This window comes from Streptomyces sp. NPDC046261 (assembly GCF_040646235.1).
Classification (GTDB): Bacteria; Actinomycetota; Actinomycetes; order Streptomycetales; family Streptomycetaceae; genus Streptomyces.
The window spans coordinates 116,564-133,368 of sequence record NZ_JBEYZU010000008.1; the positions used below are offsets into that span (position 1 = coordinate 116,564).

14 protein-coding genes are annotated in these 16,805 nt (G+C 71.3%); 6 read left to right on the forward strand and 8 right to left on the reverse strand.

Annotation, left to right across the window (positions count from 1 at the left end):
- Positions 1 to 57: 57 nt before the first annotated feature.
- The 3 genes from ABZ956_RS17080 to ABZ956_RS17090 form a co-directional block, all read right to left on the reverse strand.
- Positions 58 to 951, reverse strand: coding sequence for a hypothetical protein (locus ABZ956_RS17080; RefSeq protein WP_361893512.1), 894 nt, complete (start codon positions 949 to 951; stop codon positions 58 to 60).
- Positions 952 to 1,034: 83 nt separating this feature from the next.
- Positions 1,035 to 1,922: a hypothetical protein gene (locus tag ABZ956_RS17085; protein ID WP_361893515.1), complete on the reverse strand. Its 888-nt coding sequence runs from the start codon at positions 1,920 to 1,922 to the stop codon at positions 1,035 to 1,037.
- A gap of 3 nt (positions 1,923 to 1,925) precedes the next feature.
- On the reverse strand, positions 1,926 to 2,876 hold the full coding sequence (locus ABZ956_RS17090) for a hypothetical protein (RefSeq protein ID WP_361893518.1): 951 nt from the start codon (positions 2,874 to 2,876) through the stop codon (positions 1,926 to 1,928).
- Positions 2,877 to 3,249: 373 nt separating this feature from the next.
- On the opposite strand from ABZ956_RS17090, the gene ABZ956_RS17095 reads away from it, so the two are divergent.
- Positions 3,250 to 5,883, forward strand: a complete 2,634-nt coding sequence (locus tag ABZ956_RS17095) for a valine--tRNA ligase (protein ID WP_361893521.1) — start codon at positions 3,250 to 3,252, stop codon at positions 5,881 to 5,883.
- On the opposite strand, the gene ABZ956_RS17100 is transcribed toward ABZ956_RS17095, so the two are convergent.
- The 5 genes from ABZ956_RS17100 to ABZ956_RS17120 all read right to left on the reverse strand — a co-directional run bounded on the left by ABZ956_RS17100 (position 5,849) and on the right by ABZ956_RS17120 (position 11,886).
- Positions 5,849 to 7,054, reverse strand: a complete 1,206-nt coding sequence (locus ABZ956_RS17100; RefSeq protein WP_361893906.1) for a hypothetical protein — start codon at positions 7,052 to 7,054, stop codon at positions 5,849 to 5,851. The two genes, ABZ956_RS17095 and ABZ956_RS17100, sit on opposite strands and share 35 nt — an antisense overlap.
- A gap of 128 nt (positions 7,055 to 7,182) precedes the next feature.
- Positions 7,183 to 8,550 carry a glycosyltransferase gene (locus ABZ956_RS17105; RefSeq protein WP_361893524.1) on the reverse strand — a complete coding sequence of 456 codons (1,368 nt, stop codon included), beginning with the start codon at positions 8,548 to 8,550 and terminating at the stop codon, positions 7,183 to 7,185.
- A gap of 210 nt (positions 8,551 to 8,760) precedes the next feature.
- Positions 8,761 to 9,888: a UDP-N-acetylglucosamine 2-epimerase (non-hydrolyzing) gene (gene wecB / locus ABZ956_RS17110; RefSeq protein ID WP_361893908.1), complete on the reverse strand. Its 1,128-nt coding sequence runs from the start codon at positions 9,886 to 9,888 to the stop codon at positions 8,761 to 8,763.
- A gap of 130 nt (positions 9,889 to 10,018) precedes the next feature.
- Complete coding sequence (locus ABZ956_RS17115; RefSeq protein ID WP_361893527.1) at positions 10,019 to 10,747, reverse strand: response regulator transcription factor; 729 nt, start codon at positions 10,745 to 10,747, stop codon at positions 10,019 to 10,021.
- On the reverse strand, positions 10,744 to 11,886 hold the full coding sequence (locus tag ABZ956_RS17120; protein WP_361893530.1) for a HAMP domain-containing sensor histidine kinase: 1,143 nt from the start codon (positions 11,884 to 11,886) through the stop codon (positions 10,744 to 10,746). The genes ABZ956_RS17115 and ABZ956_RS17120 overlap by 4 nt, the downstream gene beginning before the upstream one ends.
- Positions 11,887 to 12,036: 150 nt before the next feature.
- Here ABZ956_RS17120 and ABZ956_RS17125 point away from each other — a divergent pair, with 150 nt between their 5' ends.
- From ABZ956_RS17125 to mreC, 5 genes are all read left to right on the forward strand, one after another.
- Positions 12,037 to 13,575 (forward strand): folylpolyglutamate synthase/dihydrofolate synthase family protein, encoded by a 1,539-nt coding sequence (locus ABZ956_RS17125; protein ID WP_361893533.1) that lies wholly within the window; start codon positions 12,037 to 12,039, stop codon positions 13,573 to 13,575.
- Between the two features lies 1 nt (position 13,576).
- On the forward strand, positions 13,577 to 13,924 hold the full coding sequence (locus ABZ956_RS17130; RefSeq protein ID WP_361893536.1) for a DUF4233 domain-containing protein: 348 nt from the start codon (positions 13,577 to 13,579) through the stop codon (positions 13,922 to 13,924).
- A 79-nt stretch (positions 13,925 to 14,003) separates the two neighbouring features.
- Positions 14,004 to 14,417, forward strand: a complete 414-nt coding sequence (gene ndk, locus ABZ956_RS17135; protein ID WP_361893539.1) for a nucleoside-diphosphate kinase — start codon at positions 14,004 to 14,006, stop codon at positions 14,415 to 14,417.
- A 286-nt stretch (positions 14,418 to 14,703) separates the two neighbouring features.
- On the forward strand, positions 14,704 to 15,723 hold the full coding sequence (locus ABZ956_RS17140) for a rod shape-determining protein (protein WP_004950903.1): 1,020 nt from the start codon (positions 14,704 to 14,706) through the stop codon (positions 15,721 to 15,723).
- Between the two features lie 146 nt (positions 15,724 to 15,869).
- A complete protein-coding gene (gene mreC, locus ABZ956_RS17145; protein WP_361893541.1) occupies positions 15,870 to 16,802 on the forward strand; it encodes a rod shape-determining protein MreC in 933 nt (310 codons plus the stop codon).
- The last annotated feature ends 3 nt before the right edge of the window (positions 16,803 to 16,805 follow it).

Below are 16,805 nucleotides of genomic sequence, written 5' to 3' on the forward strand. Positions count from 1 at the left end.
GTGGCTGGGGCGCCCCTCCGTGGTAGTAAGTTGCCGCCTCGGACGGGTGTCCGGTGCTTACTTCGGGATTTCGACGCGGGTCTCCGTGCGGACCTTCACGGTGAGGTCGGCGGCTACGTTCAGCGGGACGTCCTTGCCGGCCAGGGCTGCCGACGCGTCGGTGAGGATGGTGACGCCCACGGTGCTGCGGTCGGCCCAGAAGCAGATCGGCATCGTGATGCCGTTCTTGAACTTGCTGTTCACGTACTTGGCGTTCTGGCACTTCATCACGGCGCCGTCCAGCCCCGCCGGCGTCATCTTCTGCGGGCTTCCGATGAGTTCGACGGTGCCGCCACCCTCGGCGCGCTGCTTCTTCTTGCTCGCCGCGAAGAACCCGTCCACCACCCGCTCGGGGTTCGAGACCTTGCCCCAGGCGCCGCTGAACTGCAGGTACCGGCCGCTCTCGCCGTCCCCGGCCTCGTAGTCGGCGCCGGTCGTCTCGGCGTTCGCCACCCCCAGCGCGCGGAGCTCGGCCATGTCGCCGGAGTCGAACCCCTCGCCGGGGTCCTCGGTGTCCTTCTTGAACTCACCCGCGACGGTGTCGGGAGTGGTGAGCTTGTACCGCTTCCCGTCATCCGGCACCGAGCTGGTGCCCCCGCCGCCACGGCTGGCGAGCAGCAGGAACCCGCCGCCCGCGATGGCGCCCACCAGCACCAGGACGCCGATCGCGATGGCGATGCCCTTGCCCGCACCACCGCCGTGCGGCGGCACCGGCGGCGGATACATGCCGGGCCCGCCCGGCTGCTGCCCCCACCCGTACGGCGCCTGCTGCTGCGGCACACCGTACGGGCCGGGCTGCTGCGGGTAGCCGTAGCCGGGCTGCCCTTGCTGCGCCTGCGGCTGGCCCCAGGGGTTCGGCTGCTGGGGCGGCAGCGGCTGCGGGGCGTACGGGCCCGGCTGGTGGTGGCTCATCGGGGTCCCCCTGAGGGCTTCGGCTGATCGGGTGAGGGCAACCCGCGAATCCTGCCATGGCCTCGCGGCGGCGCCTCTACCGGCTACTTCGCCTTACGGACCTCGTTGCGGACCTTGACGGTGGCCTCGGACAGTTCCTTGGCGGACATCACGTTCCCGGTGGCCGAGCTCGTCGAGCTCCCCGACGACTTGGCGACCCGGTGCTCGACGATGCCCATCGCGCTGGCGTCGCCCCAGATGCAGGTGCTCACCTCGGTGACGGACGAACTGCTGACCGAGCTCTTGATCCGCTGCGTCTTGCACTTGAGGGACACACCGTCGAAGCCCGCCGGCCGGTACGCCGCGGTCTCCGAGACCGTCTCGATGCGGTCCTTGTACGTCGCCTGGTTCTTCTCCATGTCGGCGAACAAGGCGTCCACGGTCTTCGCCGGGTCAGCGAGGTCTCCGTAGACACCCGTCACCTTCAGCCGCTGCTTCTCGCTGTTCGTGTAGGAACCCTTCTTGCCGGTCCCGTTGGCGATGCCGAACTCCTTGGCCTTCGCGTCGTTGCTGAGGTCCTGGGTGTCCTTGCTCGACGAGAGGCTGCTGCTCTTGGTGTACTTCCCGTCCAGCAGCGTCTGCGGCATCTCGATCGTGTACGGCGCCATCTTGGCGGGAACCCCGCCACCGTCACCGTTGGCGCCGCCGACCTCGTCGCTGTCGCTGCCACCGGTGAAGAAGAGGATCCCGCCCACGAGGGCGCCCACCACCACGAGCGCCCCGATCGTGATCCCGATGACCTTGCCCTTGCCGCCGCCCTGGGGCGGCATCGGCGGCGGGTACTGGCCGTACGGGCCCGGGGCCTGGGGCTGCCCCCAGCCGCCGGGTGCCGGCTGCTGGGGGTAACCCTGGCCATAGCCCTGGCCGTACGGGTTCGGCTGCTGGGGCGGTATCGGCGGCGGGGCGTACGGGCCCGGCTGGTTGTGGCTCATGGCCTACTTTTCCTTGCGGACTTCGTTGCGGATCTTGGCGGTGGCCTCGGCGAACTCCTGGGCCGACATCACCTTGCCGCCGGCGGCGGTGGCGCCTCCGTAGGGAGAATTCGTCTTCGAGACGATGTGCCGGGTCATGCCGACAGCGCTCGAGTCAGCCCAGATGCAGACGCTGGCTTCTGCTTCGCTCGAAATGGTGCCCACGGCGTAAGTGGACTTCTTGGTCTCGCACTTCATCACCGCGCCGTCGAAGCCGCTCGGCGAGAACTCGGTCCAGGCCGTGACCGTCTGGATCTGGGCACCCTTCGCTGTGTTCTTCTTCTCGTTCTCGTCCATCTTCGCGATCATGGCGTCGACCGTCTTCTTCGGGTCTGCGAGCTCGCCGTACGCGCCCACGACCGAGAGCATCTGCTTCTCAGGGTTGGTGTAGGTGCCCTTGACGCCCGTACCGTTGGAGATGCCCATCTCCTTGGCGCTCTTGTCGTTGGTGATGTCCTCGGACTTGTCGGCCGAGGTGTTGCTGCCCGGGGTGCCGGTGCCCTTCGTGAACTTCCCGCCCAGCAGCGACTCCGGCATCACCATCGTGTACGGCTTCACATCGCCGCCGCCCCCGTCCAGCACGAAGAACTTCAGCGCGCCACCCAGCGCGCCCACCAGCACGACCGCGCCGATCGTGATCGCGATGCCCTTGCCCTTGCCGCCGCGCTGCGGCGGTACCGGTGGCGGGTACTGGCCCGGCATGCCCGGCTGCTGGCCGTAGGGGGCCTGGGGCTGGCCCCAGCCGCCCGGGGTCGGCTGCGGCGGGGTGCCGTACGGGGGCGGCGGGGGCTGCTGGCCGTAGGCGGGGGCGGCGGGGGGCTGCTGGGGGTAGCCGTAGCCGGGCTGGCCGTAGGGGTTGGGGCCCTGCGGCGGCTGGGGAGGCTGGCCGTACGGGCCCGGCTGGTTGAAGCTCATCGGTGTCTGCGTCTCTTTCGCTACGGGAACTCTCGCGTCAGTTCTGCGCCATCCTTCCGGACCGCTTACCGGCGCTTTACCCCGGGGCCGCAACGGTTTTGGAACAGTTGACGCCCAGCCACATTTGTTGATCTTGATAAATGCGGCATTGCGGAGTCTTCGCTCCGACTTCGGTCGATTCGGCGATTTCCGCTATTCGCCGAGTTGTCGCCGGATCCCGACGCGTACGTCCTGCCGGAGTCGCGTCACCCGCTTGGCGGCCTCTTCGAGGGCGAGGTCCTGACCCTGCACACTGCGGGTGACATGTCCACGCCCTGCCGTAGGGCGGAAACGGGTTCGTGAGCTGTCACCCCCGCCCCGTAGAATTCCGTCCGTGACCGATAACACTCAGCGCCCCGACAGCGGGCCGAACGACAGCACCCCCGAACTGCCGACCCAGTACGCGCCGGCCGAGGTAGAGGGGCCGCTGTACGAGCGCTGGGTGGAGCGGGGCTACTTCGAGGCCGACGCGGCGAGCGACAAAGAGCCGTACACGATCGTCATCCCGCCGCCGAACGTCACCGGCTCGCTCCACCTGGGCCACGCCTTCGAGCACACGCTGATCGACGCCCTCACCCGCCGCAAGCGGATGCAGGGCTACGAGGTGCTGTGGCAGCCCGGCATGGACCACGCCGGCATCGCCACGCAGAACGTGGTCGAGCGCGAGCTGGCCAAGGAGGGCAAGTCCCGCCACGACCTCGGCCGCGAGGCGTTCGTCGAGCGCGTGTGGCAGTGGAAGGCCGAGTCCGGGGGCCAGATCTCCGGGCAGATGCGCCGTCTGGGTGACGGCGTGGCCTGGAGCCGCGAGCGGTTCACCATGGACGAGGGCCTCTCCAAGGCCGTCCAGACGATCTTCAAGAAGCTCTACGACGACGAGCTGATCTACCGCGCCGAGCGCATCATCAACTGGTGCCCGCGCTGTCTGACCGCCATCTCCGACATCGAGGTGGAGTACCAGAACGACGAGGGCGAGCTCGTCTCGATCCGCTACGGGGAAGGCGACTCCTCGATCGTCGTCGCCACCACCCGCGCCGAGACGATGCTCGGCGACACCGCCGTGGCCGTCCACCCCGAGGACGAGCGCTACAAGCACCTCGTCGGCACCGAGATCGAGCTGCCGCTCACCGGCCGCCGCATCCCGGTCGTCGCCGACGAGCACGTCGACCCGGAGTTCGGCACGGGCGCCGTCAAGGTCACCCCGGCCCACGACCCCAACGACTTCGAGATCGGCCAGCGGCACGACCTGCCGTCCATCACCGTCCTCGACGAGCGCGCCGTCATCACCGCGCACGGCCCCTTCCAGGGCCTGGACCGCATGGAGGCGCGCAGCGCCATCGTCGGCGCCCTGCGCGCCGAGGGCCGCATCGTCGCCGAGAAGCGTCCGTACGAGCACTCCGTCGGCCACTGCTCCCGCTGCAAGACGACCATCGAGCCGCGCCTGTCCATGCAGTGGTGGGTCAAGGTCGGCCCGCTGGCCGAGGCCGCGAGCAAGGCGGTCCGTGACGGCGACGTCGCCATCCACCCCAAGGAGATGGAGTCCCGCTACTTCGGCTGGGTCGACAACCTCCACGACTGGTGCATCTCGCGCCAGCTGTGGTGGGGCCACCGCATCCCGGTCTGGTACGGGCCGAACGGCGAGATGGTCTGCGTCGGACCGGACGACGAGGCGCCCACGGGCGAGGGCTGGCACCAGGAGACCGACGTCCTGGACACCTGGTTCTCCTCCGGCCTGTGGCCCTTCTCCACGCTCGGCTGGCCCGAGAAGACCGACAGCGTCGCGAAGTTCTACCCGAACTCCGTCCTGGTCACCGGCTACGACATCCTCTTCTTCTGGGTCGTCCGGATGATGATGTTCGGCATGTACGCGATGGACGGCACCCCGCCGTTCCACACCATCGCCCTGCACGGCATGGTCCGCGACCAGTTCGGCAAGAAGATGTCGAAGTCCTTCGGCAACGCCGTCAACCCGCTGGACTGGATGGACAAGTACGGCTCCGACGCCGTCCGCTTCACCCTCGCCCGCGGCGCCAACCCGGGCGTGGACGTGCCGATCGGCGAGGACTGGGTCCAGGGCTCGCGGAACTTCGCCAACAAGATCTGGAACGCGACGCGCTTCGCGCTCATGAACGGCGCGACGGTCGAGGGCGACCTGCCGCCCGCCGAGCAGCTGTCCGCCACCGACCGGTGGATCCTCTCCCGGCTCAACTCCGTCGTCGCCGAGGTGGACGCGCACTACGACGACTACCAGTTCGCCAAGCTCTCCGACACGCTCTTCCACTTCGCGTGGGACGAGGTCTTCGACTGGTACGTCGAGCTGTCCAAGGCCACCTTCGCCAAGGGCGGCCCCGAGGCCGATGCCTCGCGCCGCGTGCTGGGCGAGGTCCTGGACGTCACGCTGCGCCTGCTGCACCCGGTCGTCCCGTTCGTCACGGAGACCCTGTGGACCGCGCTCACCGGGCGCGAGTCCGTGGTCATCGCCGACTGGCCGGCCGACAGCGGCTTCCGCGACGCGGCGGCCGAGCAGGAGATCGCGACGGTCCAGCAGGTCGTCACCGAGGTCCGCCGCTTCCGCTCCGACCAGGGCCTGCAGCCGGGCCAGCGGGTCCCGGCCCAGCTGGACCTGACCGGCACGGCCCTGGCGGCCCACGAGGACGCGATGCGTCTGCTGCTGCGCCTCCAGCCGGCCGGCGAGGGCTTCGCCGCCACCGCTTCGCTGCCGGTGGCGGGCGCGACCGTGGCGCTCGACCTGTCCGGCACGATCGACGTCGAGGCCGAGCGCAAGCGCCTGACCAAGGCGCTGGCCGCGGCCGAGAAGGACAAGGCCCAGTCCACGGCCAAGCTCGGCAACGAGGCGTTCCTGGCCAAGGCCGCCGAGGCGGCCGTGGAGAAGATCCGCACCCGCCTGGCGACGGCCGAGGCCGACATCGAGCGGATCACCGCCCAGTTGGACGCGCTTCCCAAGGCTTAGTCCTGCCCGGGTCCCACATGGGACCCCACGGCCCTTCCACAGGCCCCTCTTCCACCCGGTCGAGGGGCCTGTGCTGGTTACGGTCGCGCCGGTCCCGTACGGGCGCGAACAGCACGTACGCCGTCGACACGGCCACGAAGCCGAGCCGGATCAGGCCCTTGGCCGACTCGTCGGGCACCACGAACACGCTGCCGTAGAGGACGATCAGCGCGATCCAGCTCCACCACGGCACCAGGCGCCGCTGTCCGCACACGTCCCACAGCAGAGTGCCCAGCAGGACGGACGCCGTGTAGTAGGTGTAGACGCTGGGGTCGAGGACGATACGGGCGTTGGCGCCCAGCAGCACGACCGCCGCCCAGCGGCCCCGCCAGACGGCGATCGCCCCCAGCCCGAGGCCGAGGGCGGCCTGCGCGGGCCGGGCCCAGTCGGGGGTCACCGGGGTGTTGCCGCCCAGCCAGCGCAGCGCGGAGGCGGGGCTGTTGGGAATGGTGAACTTCGCCGCCGCGAAGGACTGCGGGTCGACGAGGAAGAACGGCAGCCAGGCCACCGCCACCAGACCCACGCACCACAGGCCCGCGCGCAGCCACCGCTCCTTCGGCAGGGCGAGCAGCAGCGGCAGGAAGGCCAGCGCGGTGGGCTTGGAGTCGAGGGCCAGCGCCATGCAGATGCCGGTCGCGGCCGCGTTGCAGCGCGTCAGGTAATAGACCGCCAGGGCGGTGAAGAACAGCGCGAGGACGTCGTCCAGGTGCGCGAAGCGGACCGCGACCTCGATCCACATGGGGATGAAGGCCAGGCCCGCGACGAGGACGCGCTGCCGCAACCGCTGGTGGTTGGTGCCCGTACCCAGGAAGTGCCGGGCGGCGCTGCGGCCGGCGAGGACCAGGATCATCAGGCCGAGGACGGACATGAACGCCTCGGCCAGCACCTGCCCGACCTCGGCGGGAAAGGGGTTGAACAGGCCCGCCACGAGGAAGCTGATGGGGCCCATCTGCAGCTCGGGGTGGCGGGCGTAGAGGTTGAGCCCGCCGTCGCCCGAGGATCCGTAGATCAGCTCGCCACCGGTGCGCAGGTAGTGCCAGGAAAAGCCGCCGCTGGGCTCGACGATCACAAACCAGAGCGCCGCCCATGCGGTGAGCAGCAGCAAGTGCGTCCGATTGCCGATTTGCGGTATTCGCACAACGCTCCCGTTCCGCCACCCGGAACCGTTCCGGGCATAGACATCACCGGCGGTCAGATGGCGGAACGGCACGGGAAGTTGCCCCGTCGGCCACTTCTGTGACCGATCTCATCCGGATGCGCTTACGCCTCGATGGCCACCGGGCCGGAGTCGACGCGCTCGGCGTTGCGGCGGGTCTTGGCCCAGCCGTTGCGGCCGCGCAGCATCCGTACGAACCCGCGCGCGGAGGCGGGGAAGAGGTGGTACGCGTACAGCCACAGGGCCAGCCCCCACAGCAGCGCGGTCAGCATCGAGCGGCCCGGCGCGCGGTCCCGGCGGTAGACCGGGCCCCACAGCACGAACGGCAGCACGGAGACGACGGCCAGCGCGAGCACCAGCGGCCACAGGGCCAGCATGCCGCCGAACGCCTCGCCCACGCCGTCCCGCGCGGCGCTCACGCCGAGGAGGACGAACATGACCGCGCACAGCGCGAGGGTGACCAGGTGGGCGACGGGCTGGAGGAAGGTGTAGAGCGTCTCCAGGACGCCCTTGCCGCCGTAGTGGCGCGAGGAGACGATGCGCGGCGCGTAGCGCACGCACTGCAGGTTGCCCTGGGCCCAGCGGGTGCGCTGGGTGAGGAAGCGGCGGCCGTGCGGCAGGCCCTCCTGGGAGACCCAGGTGTCGGCTATGTGGGCTATGCGGTCACCGTTGAGGATCATGTGCAGGCCCAGCTCGTAGTCCTCCAGCAGCGCGCCGCGCTGCCAGGGGCGGCGCTCGGCGGCGGCTATGCGGTCCAGCGAGGAGAGCCGGGTGAACTGGCCGTTGCCGCCCAGGCCCACGGAGCCGGTGCGGCCGCGCAGCAGCTGCATGCCGGCGTTGGAGACGGAGAACTCCATGTCCTGCATGCGCACCAGGAGGCGGGCGAAGGCGTTGCGGAGCCGGCCGCGGTCCTCGCCGAGGGGGCGGGGGTCGTCGGTGTTGCGCATCCGGACGCTGACCTGGACGCCGCCGATCTCCGGGTCGCCGAAGCCCTGCGGGCCGCCGACGCGGGCGAGGGCACGCGGGTCGAGCTGCCCGTCGGCGTCGATGACGCAGACCACGACGCGCTCGCGGTCGGTGTCCTTGGAAAGGAACTGGTTCAGCTCGTCGTACGCGCTGTTGAGCGCGGCGCCCTTGCCCTGGCGGGCGTGGGGGCGGACCCGGCTCACCAGGTGCACGCGGCGGTCCTCGTCGGCGAGGGCGGCGACGATGGCGCCGGTGCGGTCGTCGCTGTCGTCGTCGATGACCCACACATGGGCGCCGGGGTGGTCGGCGCGCAGCCGGCTCACGGTCGTGCCGACGACGGCCTCCTCGTCCCGGCAGGGGACGAAGAAGTGCCAGTCGAAGGCGCCGGGGTCACCGTTCTCGGCCTCGGGCCGGCGGGTGTAGGCGTGGCGGGCGCCGGCCCAGTAGAGCAGGAAGCAGAGGAGGAGGAAGAAGGGGAAGGCGAGCAGGAGGGGGTGGGAGAACAAGGCGAAGCTCCGTGGGTGGTGGGGGAGGAGCCCCGGTCCCGCCCTTTCACCGTTTCTTGTCCTCAATCGCCGGACGGGCTGGATTTTCCGCCGGTTCCGGGCGACAAAATCAGCCCGTCCGGCGATTGAGGACCGGGGTCTGGGGCGGAGCCCCGCCACGCGGCGGAGCCGCATATCGGATGCAGCGGGAAGGGGCGGGGTGGGGAAGAACTAGGCGGCAGCGACCAGGCGCTGCGGGGCGGCGATCGCCGTCAGCAGCCCGACGATCCGCTCCGACGCCAGCCCGTCCCCGAAGGGGCTCGGCAGGGACGCCAGCCGGGCCAGGCCCGCAGGGCCTTCGGCGAGCCGGCGGCGGGCCGCCTCGCCGATGGCGAGGCCCGGCTCGACCAGGTCCGCGAAGTCGCCCATGGCCTCCGGCCGCTCCGTCGAGCGCCGTACGACCACCAGGGGCCGCCCCAGCACCGTGCACTCCTCCTGGATGCCGCCCGAGTCGGAGACCAGCAGCGCGGCGTGCCGGGCCAGGGCCAGGAACTCGGAGTAGCCCAGGGGAGCGGTCACCGTCAGCGGGGCCAGCAGGTCCGTGAGGCCCGCGGCCTCGATCCGGGCCCGGGTGCGAGGGTGCAGCGGCAGCACGACGGGGCGGTCGGCGGCGGCCAGGGCGGCCAGCTCGGTGAGGATGGCGCGCAGGGCGGCGGGGGAGTCGGTGTTCTCGGGCCGGTGCACGGTGGCCAGGACGTAGCCGTCGGCGGCCAGGCCGTGCCGGGCCAGCAGCGCCGTGCGCTCCGCCGCGCCGGGGAGCTGGTTGCCCACGGCCTCGACGACGGTGTTGCCGGTGACGGCGATGCGGGCGTCGTCGATGCCCTCGGCGAGGAGGTTGGCCCGGTTGTCCTCGGTGGCGGCGCACAGCACGTCGGCGATGCGGTCGATCAGGACGCGGTTGTGCTCCTCGGGCATGGCGCGGTCGTGGCTGCGCAGCCCGGCCTCGACGTGCAGCAGGGGGATCCCGCGGGCGTTGGCGGCCAGCGCGCCGGCGAGGGCGGCGTTGGTGTCGCCCTGGACGACGACGGCCAGCGGCGGCTCGGCGGTGAAGAGCGTGTCGAGCTGGGCGAGGGCGGCGGAGATCTGCACCGCGCGCGGCTGTCCGCCCACGCCGGTCAGGAACGTCGGCTCCGGCAGGCCCAGCTCGGTCAGGAAGCGGCCCGACAGCTCCTCGTCGTAGTGCTGCCCGGTGTGGACCAGGTGGGCGGCGGGGCCCAGGAGGCGCACGAGGTCGGTCAGCTTGACGAGCTCGGGGCGGGTGCCGAGAACGATGGCGACGCTACGCGGGGGCAGGGACAGCACGGGTGGGACTCCTGAGGCCGGCGGTGGGGACGGCTACGAGCCTGCGGTGCCCCGGTTGCGCGTCAGGAGGGTCTTCGGTTGCCGGACGGTTGCGAAGCGATGATCGAGGACCATGGTCCCGCGCCGGTCAGGGACCTTCGGCCCCCTCTGCCCCTTCGTCTCGGGTGCCGCCCTCGGGGCGGTAGCGGTAGCCCAGGCCGCGTACGGCCTCCAGGGGGTCGGCGGCCTCGTCCCCGGCCGCCTGGCGCAGCTTGCGCCGCAGCCGCAGCACCGCGAACTTCACCCGTTCGCGGCCGGTGCCCTCCGGGTCGTCCCACACCCGGTCCAGCAGCTGGTCGGTGGTGATCACCCGGCCCCGATTGCGGACGAGCACCTGCAGCAGCCGGTACTCGATGTCGCTCAGCCGTGCCTCGTGGCCCTGCCACACCGCCGAGCGCCGTTCGGGCACCAGCCGCAGTCCGTCCTCGCCGAAGGAGTCGCCCGCCCAGCGGGTGGGCGCGCTGCGGCGCAGAAGCGCTTCGACGCGGGCGAGCAGCTCGTCGTTGCCGAAGGGCTTGGGCAGATAGTCGTCGGCGCCGGCGCGCAGGCCGCGTACCCGGTCGGACTCGGCGCCGCGGGCGGTGAGCAGCAGGACGGGCAGGTCGCTCAGGTCGCGGGTGCGTTCGAGTACCTCCCAGCCGTCGAGGCCGGGCAGGCCGATGTCGAGGAGCATCAGGCCCGGCCGCTCGGCGAACAGCAGGCGCAGGGCGTCGCGGCCGTTGTCGGCGTGTACGGCCTCGTAGCCCGCGCGGGTGAGCAGGACGCGCAGGGCGAGGGCGAGGTCGGGGTCGTCCTCGACGAGGAGGATGCGGGTCATGGGCGTGGCCTCGCCGCGGGTCCGGGCGGCGGCCCTTCCAGGGGCAGCCGGATGCGGAAGACCGCCCCCTCGCCCTCCCGGCCGCCGACGGTGATGGTGCCGCCGTGCAGCTCGACGACGGTACGGGCGATGGCCAGGCCCAGGCCGGTGCCGGGGTAGCCGCCGGAGCGGGCGTTGGGGGCCCGTACGAAGCCGGTGAAGATCTCGTGGCGGGCCTGCTCGGGGACGCCGATGCCGGTGTCGGCGACCTCGATGTCCCAGTGGACGCCGCGGGGCGCGGCGGTGACGGTGACGCGGCCGCCGGGCGGGGTGAACTTGGCGGCGTTCTCCAGCAGGTTCCCCAGCACGTGCTGGAGCCGGTGGCGGTCGCCGCGCAGGGCGGGGCCGGGCGCGCAGTCGAGGACGGCGAACAGCCCCGCCCGCTCGATGGCGCCCATGTGCTCCATGACGGCGTCCTCGAGCATGTGCGGTACGTCCACGGGTGCGAACTCCAGCTCGGGTCCGGCGGCCCGCATCCGGGTGGTGAGCAGCAGGTCGGAGATCACCCGCTGCATCCGTTCGGCGTTGCGCCGGATGGCGTCCAGGAACGAGGACTGTTCGGTGCTGAGGGTGCCGAAGGCGGGGTCGGCCAGCAGTTCGCCGAAGCTGCTGATCGAGGCGAGGGGGGTGCGCAGCTCGTGGGAGGCGGCGGCGGTGAAGGCGTTGCGCTGCCCGGCGAGCTCGGTGAGCGTGCGGTTGTCGCGCTCCAGGTCGTGCTCGCGCCGCTTGGCGTCGGTGATGTCGGCGAAGACCCACAGGGAGCCCAGGTATGCCTCGCCGTGCCGCAGCGGCTCGACCTGGCGGCGGATCACCCGCCCGTCGACGAGCGGGATCTCGGCCACCCGGTGCACATGGCGGCCGGCCAGCAGCTCGCCGGGGGTGCCCGGTCCGGTGGGGCCGGGGGCGAAGAAGGCCCGGACGAGCGGGGCGACCGGCCGCATGGGGGCGCCGGGGGAGAGGTCGGCCCTCCCCTCCAGGTCGAACATGCGGACGAAGCGCCGGTTGACGGCCAGCACCTCGTCGGCCGGGCTCTGCAGCAGCGCGCCGGCCGGCAGCGCCTCCAGGACCGCCTGGAGCCGGTCCCGGTCCTCGGACCCCATGGCCCTCCTCCGCGCGCACCGCCGAAACTCACTCAAGGGATCTTCCGGAAAAACCGTATGCCAAAGCGGATGCGCGCGCTCCTGATGTCCGCGCCGGCTCCCGACGGGTCCCCCGCTCTCCCGGCCGCCCCGGTCCGTAGACTGGGCCACGTGAGCGAGCGCCCCCTGAACGACGACCACGGCGATACCGAACCCGGCGAAAACGGTGAAACCGACCGGTTCGCCGAGATCGTCGAAGCCGAGACCGACCGCGACCCCGACCTCGCCGTGATCGAGGCCGGCAGCCGCACCCTGCGCGCCCACTCCGGGCCCCCGCAGGGCGACGGCGTCCCGGCCCGGCCGGAGGACCCGGAGGTGGACCGGGCGCTGCGCGAGGTGGAGAGCGAGCTCGCGGGCCGCTGGGGCGAGACCAAGCTGGACCCCTCGCTGGTGCGCATGGAAGCCCTGATGGACATCCTCGGCCAGCCGCAGCGCGCCTACCCCGCGATCCACATCACCGGCACCAACGGCAAGACCAGCACCGCCCGCATGATCGAGGCCCTGTTGGCCGCCTTCGACCTGCGCACCGGCCGCTACACCAGCCCCCACGTGCAGTCCGTGACCGAGCGGATCAGCCTGGACGGCGCCCCGATCGCCGCCGAGCGCTTCATCGAGACCTACCGCGACATCGAGCCGTACGTCCGGATGGTCGACGAGCGCGAGGACTTCCGGCTCTCCTTCTTCGAGGTGCTCACCGGCATGGCCTTCGTGGCCTTCGCCGACGCCCCCGTCGACGTGGCCGTCGTCGAGGTCGGCATGGGCGGCACCTGGGACGCGACGAACGTCGTCGACGGCACGGTCGCCGTGGTCACCCCGATCTCGCTCGACCACACCGACCGGCTGGGCTCCACCCCCGGCGACATCGCCACGGAGAAGGCCGGGATCATCAAGTCCGACGCCACCGTCGTCCTGGCGCAGCAGCCGGTCGACGCGGCGCAGGTGCTCCTCAAGCACGCCGTCGAGGTCGACGCGACCGTGGCCCGCGAGGGCATGGAGTTCGGTGTCACCGCCCGCGAGGTCGCGGTCGGCGGCCAGCTGCTGACCCTGCGCGGCCTGGGCGGCGAGTACGAAGAGGTCTTCCTCCCGCTGTACGGGGCCCACCAGGCGCACAACGCCGCCGTCGCCCTGGCCGCGGTCGAGGCGTTCTTCGGCATCGGCTCGCAGCACGCCCGCATCCTGGACATCGACACCGTCCGCCGCGCCTTCGCCTCGGTCACCTCCCCGGGTCGGCTGGAGGTCGTGCGCCGCAGCCCCACCGTCGTGCTGGACGCCGCCCACAACCCGGCCGGCGCCCGGGCGGCGGCCGAGGGCGTCACCGAGGCGTTCGGTTTCAGCCGCCTCGTCGGCGTCGTCGGCACCAGTGCCGACAAGGACGTCCGCGGCCTGCTGGAAGCCTTCGAACCGATCTTCGCCGAGATCGTCGTCACCCGGAACTCCACCCCCCGGGCCATGGACGTGGACGAGCTGGCCGCCCTCGCCGTCGAGGTCTTCGGTTCCGAGCGCGTCCAGGTCGAGCCGCGCCTGGACGACGCCCTGGAGGCCGCGATCACCCTCGCGGAGGAAGAGGGCGAGTACGCGGGCGCCGGCGTGCTGGTGACCGGTTCCGTGATCACGGTCGGCGAGGCCCGGCTGCTGCTGGGAAGGGGCTGAGATGCGCACGCTCTGCGCGAGCACGCTGATCGGTGAGTTCTTCGTCATCGGCTTCGCCGGTCTGGTCGCCATGCAGACCTCCGACCTGTCCGCCGGCACGGTCTGGGCCGTCAGCGGCACCGCCATGGTGCTGAGCGTCCTGCTGTGCGGGATGCTCACCCGGCCCGGCGGCGTCCAGCTGGGCTGGCTGCTGCAGATCGGCCTGATCGCCAGCGGCCTGGTCGTCCCGATGATGTTCATCCTCGGCGCGGTCTTCGCCGGTCTGTGGTGGGCCTCGGTCCACTTCGGCCGCAAGGTCGACGAGGCGAAGGCGCGCTTCGCCGCCGCGGCCGCGGCCGACGCCCCGTAGTCCGGTTGTCGGTGGGCCGGGGCGTCCCTGTACCCTTCGGCCCACCGCATCCGTTTGCCTGCCGCAAGGAGCCCGCAGTATGAGCCAGCGCACCCTCGTCCTCCTCAAGCCGGACGCCGTCCGCCGCGGCCTGGTCGGCGAGATCGTCGGCCGCATCGAGCGGAAGGCCGGCTGGACGATCGCGGCACTGGAGCTGCGCACCTTGGACCGCGCCACCCTCGAGCAGCACTACGCCGAGCACGTCGGCCGTGACTTCTACGAGCCGCTGATGGGCTTCATGTCCTCCGGCCCGGTCGTGGCCCTGGTCGTCGAGGGCGAGCGCGTCATCGAGGGCGTCCGCGCGCTGGCCGGCCCGACCGACCCCATCTCGGCCGCTCCCGGCTCGATTCGCGGCGACTTCGGGACCATCACGCGGGAGAACCTCATCCACGCCTCGGACTCCCCGGAGTCCGCGGAGCGGGAAATCAAGATTTTCTTTCCCGGCCTCGCCTGATACCGGATCAGCCGAACGTCCATTCTGATCAGGGGCGACCGATTTCTTTTCGGTCGCCCTCAGGCATATGCCGCACCGAACGAGGGAACCTCTCACTCCGACACGACGTCACCATTACTGGGGCCAGCTCGTGTTCCGCCCACAATGGCGGAGGAACCCTCGCACCGCGTTCGAGTGGGCGAGACTACGATGAAGCCTCGGCGCCCCGCAGCGCACCACACCTGCCGACCTCAAGTAAGCGATCGCTCAAACTGGGAAGGCCAGACGTATCCTCATGGGGAACAACATGTCGTTCATCGGCCGTGACATGGCTGTCGACCTCGGGACCGCCAACACGCTGGTTTACGTCAGAGGCCGCGGGATCGTCCTCAACGAGCCGTCAGTCGTCGCGATCAATACCAACACCGGTGGGATCCTCGCGGTCGGTGCCGAGGCCAAGAAGATGATCGGCCGAACTCCGGGCAACATCGTCGCGGTCCGCCCGCTCAAGGACGGCGTCATCGCCGACTTCGAGATCACGGAGCGGATGCTCCGTTACTTCATCCTCAAAATCCACAAGCGCCGCTGGATGGCCCGCCCGCGCGTCGTGGTCTGCGTGCCCTCCGGCATCACCGGCGTCGAGCGCCGTGCCGTCATCGAGGCGTCCACCCAGGCCGGCGCCCGGCAGGTGCACATCATCGAGGAGCCCATGGCCGCCGCCATCGGCTCGGGGCTGCCCGTCCACGAGGCCACCGGCAACATGGTCGTGGACATCGGCGGCGGCACCACCGAGGTCGCCGTCATCTCGCTGGGCGGCATCGTCACCGCGCAGTCCATCCGGGTCGCCGGCGACGAGCTGGACAACGCGATCATCCAGCACATCAAGAAGGAGTACAGCCTCCTCCTCGGTGAGCGCACCGCCGAACAAATCAAGATCACCATCGGTTCGGCGTACGACCTGGAACAGGACGAGCACACCGAGATCCGCGGCCGGGACCTGGTCAGCGGCCTGCCCAAGACCGTGGTCATCTCGGCCGCCGAGGTCCGCAAGGCCATCGAGGAGCCCGTCAACTCCATCGTCGACGCCGTCAAGACCACCCTCGACAAGTGCCCGCCGGAGCTCTCGGGTGACGTCATGGACCGCGGCATCGTTCTCACCGGCGGCGGTGCCCTCCTGCGCGGCCTCGACGAGCGGCTGCGCCGCGAGACCGGCATGCCGATCCACATCGCCGAGGACCCGCTGGACTCCGTCGCCCTCGGCTCCGGCAAGTGCGTCGAGGAGTTCGAAGCGCTTCAGCAGGTCCTGGACGCCCAGCCCCGCCGGTGACGGAAAGGGCGCCCCGCCCCGGCCGGCGGCGCTCTCTCCACGGCGCGCCGACGGCGCGGAAACAAACTGATATACAGGCAGAACGCTCCCGATGACCGTCCGGACCCGCAGCCCGGCGGTCCGACGAGAAGGGCCCGCCGCCGCACGTGAGGGACACACGAGAGAGCCGGCTGCTGCTGGTGCTGCTGATCGCGATCGCCTTCGCGCTGATCACGGTCGACATCCGCGGCGGTGAGCAGTCCCCGCTCGACGGCGCGCGGCACGCCGCGGCCTCGGTCTTCGGCCCGGTGGAACAGGGCGTCGCCGCGGCCGTCGACCCGGTGGGCGACGCCATCGCCGCCGTCCGCGACTCCGGCGACCGCAGCGACCGCATCACCGAGCTCGAGCGCGAGAACACCGCCCTCAAGCAGCGCCTGGGCAGCGACGACCGCAACCGCGGCCGGCTGCGCGAGCTCGACGCGATGCTCAAGACCGCCGGCCGGGGCCAGTACGGCATCAAGGGCGCCCAGGTCATCGCCATAGGAGCCGCGCAGGGCTTCTCCTGGACCGTCACCATCGACATCGGCTCCAACGACGGCGTCAAGCGCGACATGACCGTCCTCAACGGCGACGGCCTCGTCGGCCGCGTCACCACCGTCGGCCCCACCACCTCCACCGTCCTGCTCGCCAGCGACCCCAAGTTCACCGTCGGCACCCGCATGGAGAAGACCGGCGAACTCGGCTTCGCGGGCGGCCAGGGCGACCGCTCGCTGCGCGTGGAGCTCCTCAACGGCAAGGCCGCCGTCCGCGAGGGCGACCGCCTGATCACCTTCGGCTCCAGCCGCGACAAGCCCTTCGTCCCCGGCGTCCCCGTCGGCGAGGTCACCCGCGTCGAGCCCTCCGGCGGCGGCCTCACCCGCACCCTGCAGGTGCGGCCCTTCGTCGGCTTCAGCAAGCTCGACCTCGTCGGCGTCGTCGTCCAGCCGCCCCGCGAGGACCCCCGCGACACCGTCCTGCCGCCCAAACCCGAGGCCCCCAAGCCGACCCCCACCGTGACCGTCACCGTCACCCCCTCCCCGAGCGCCAAGCCCCAGGACTGACCG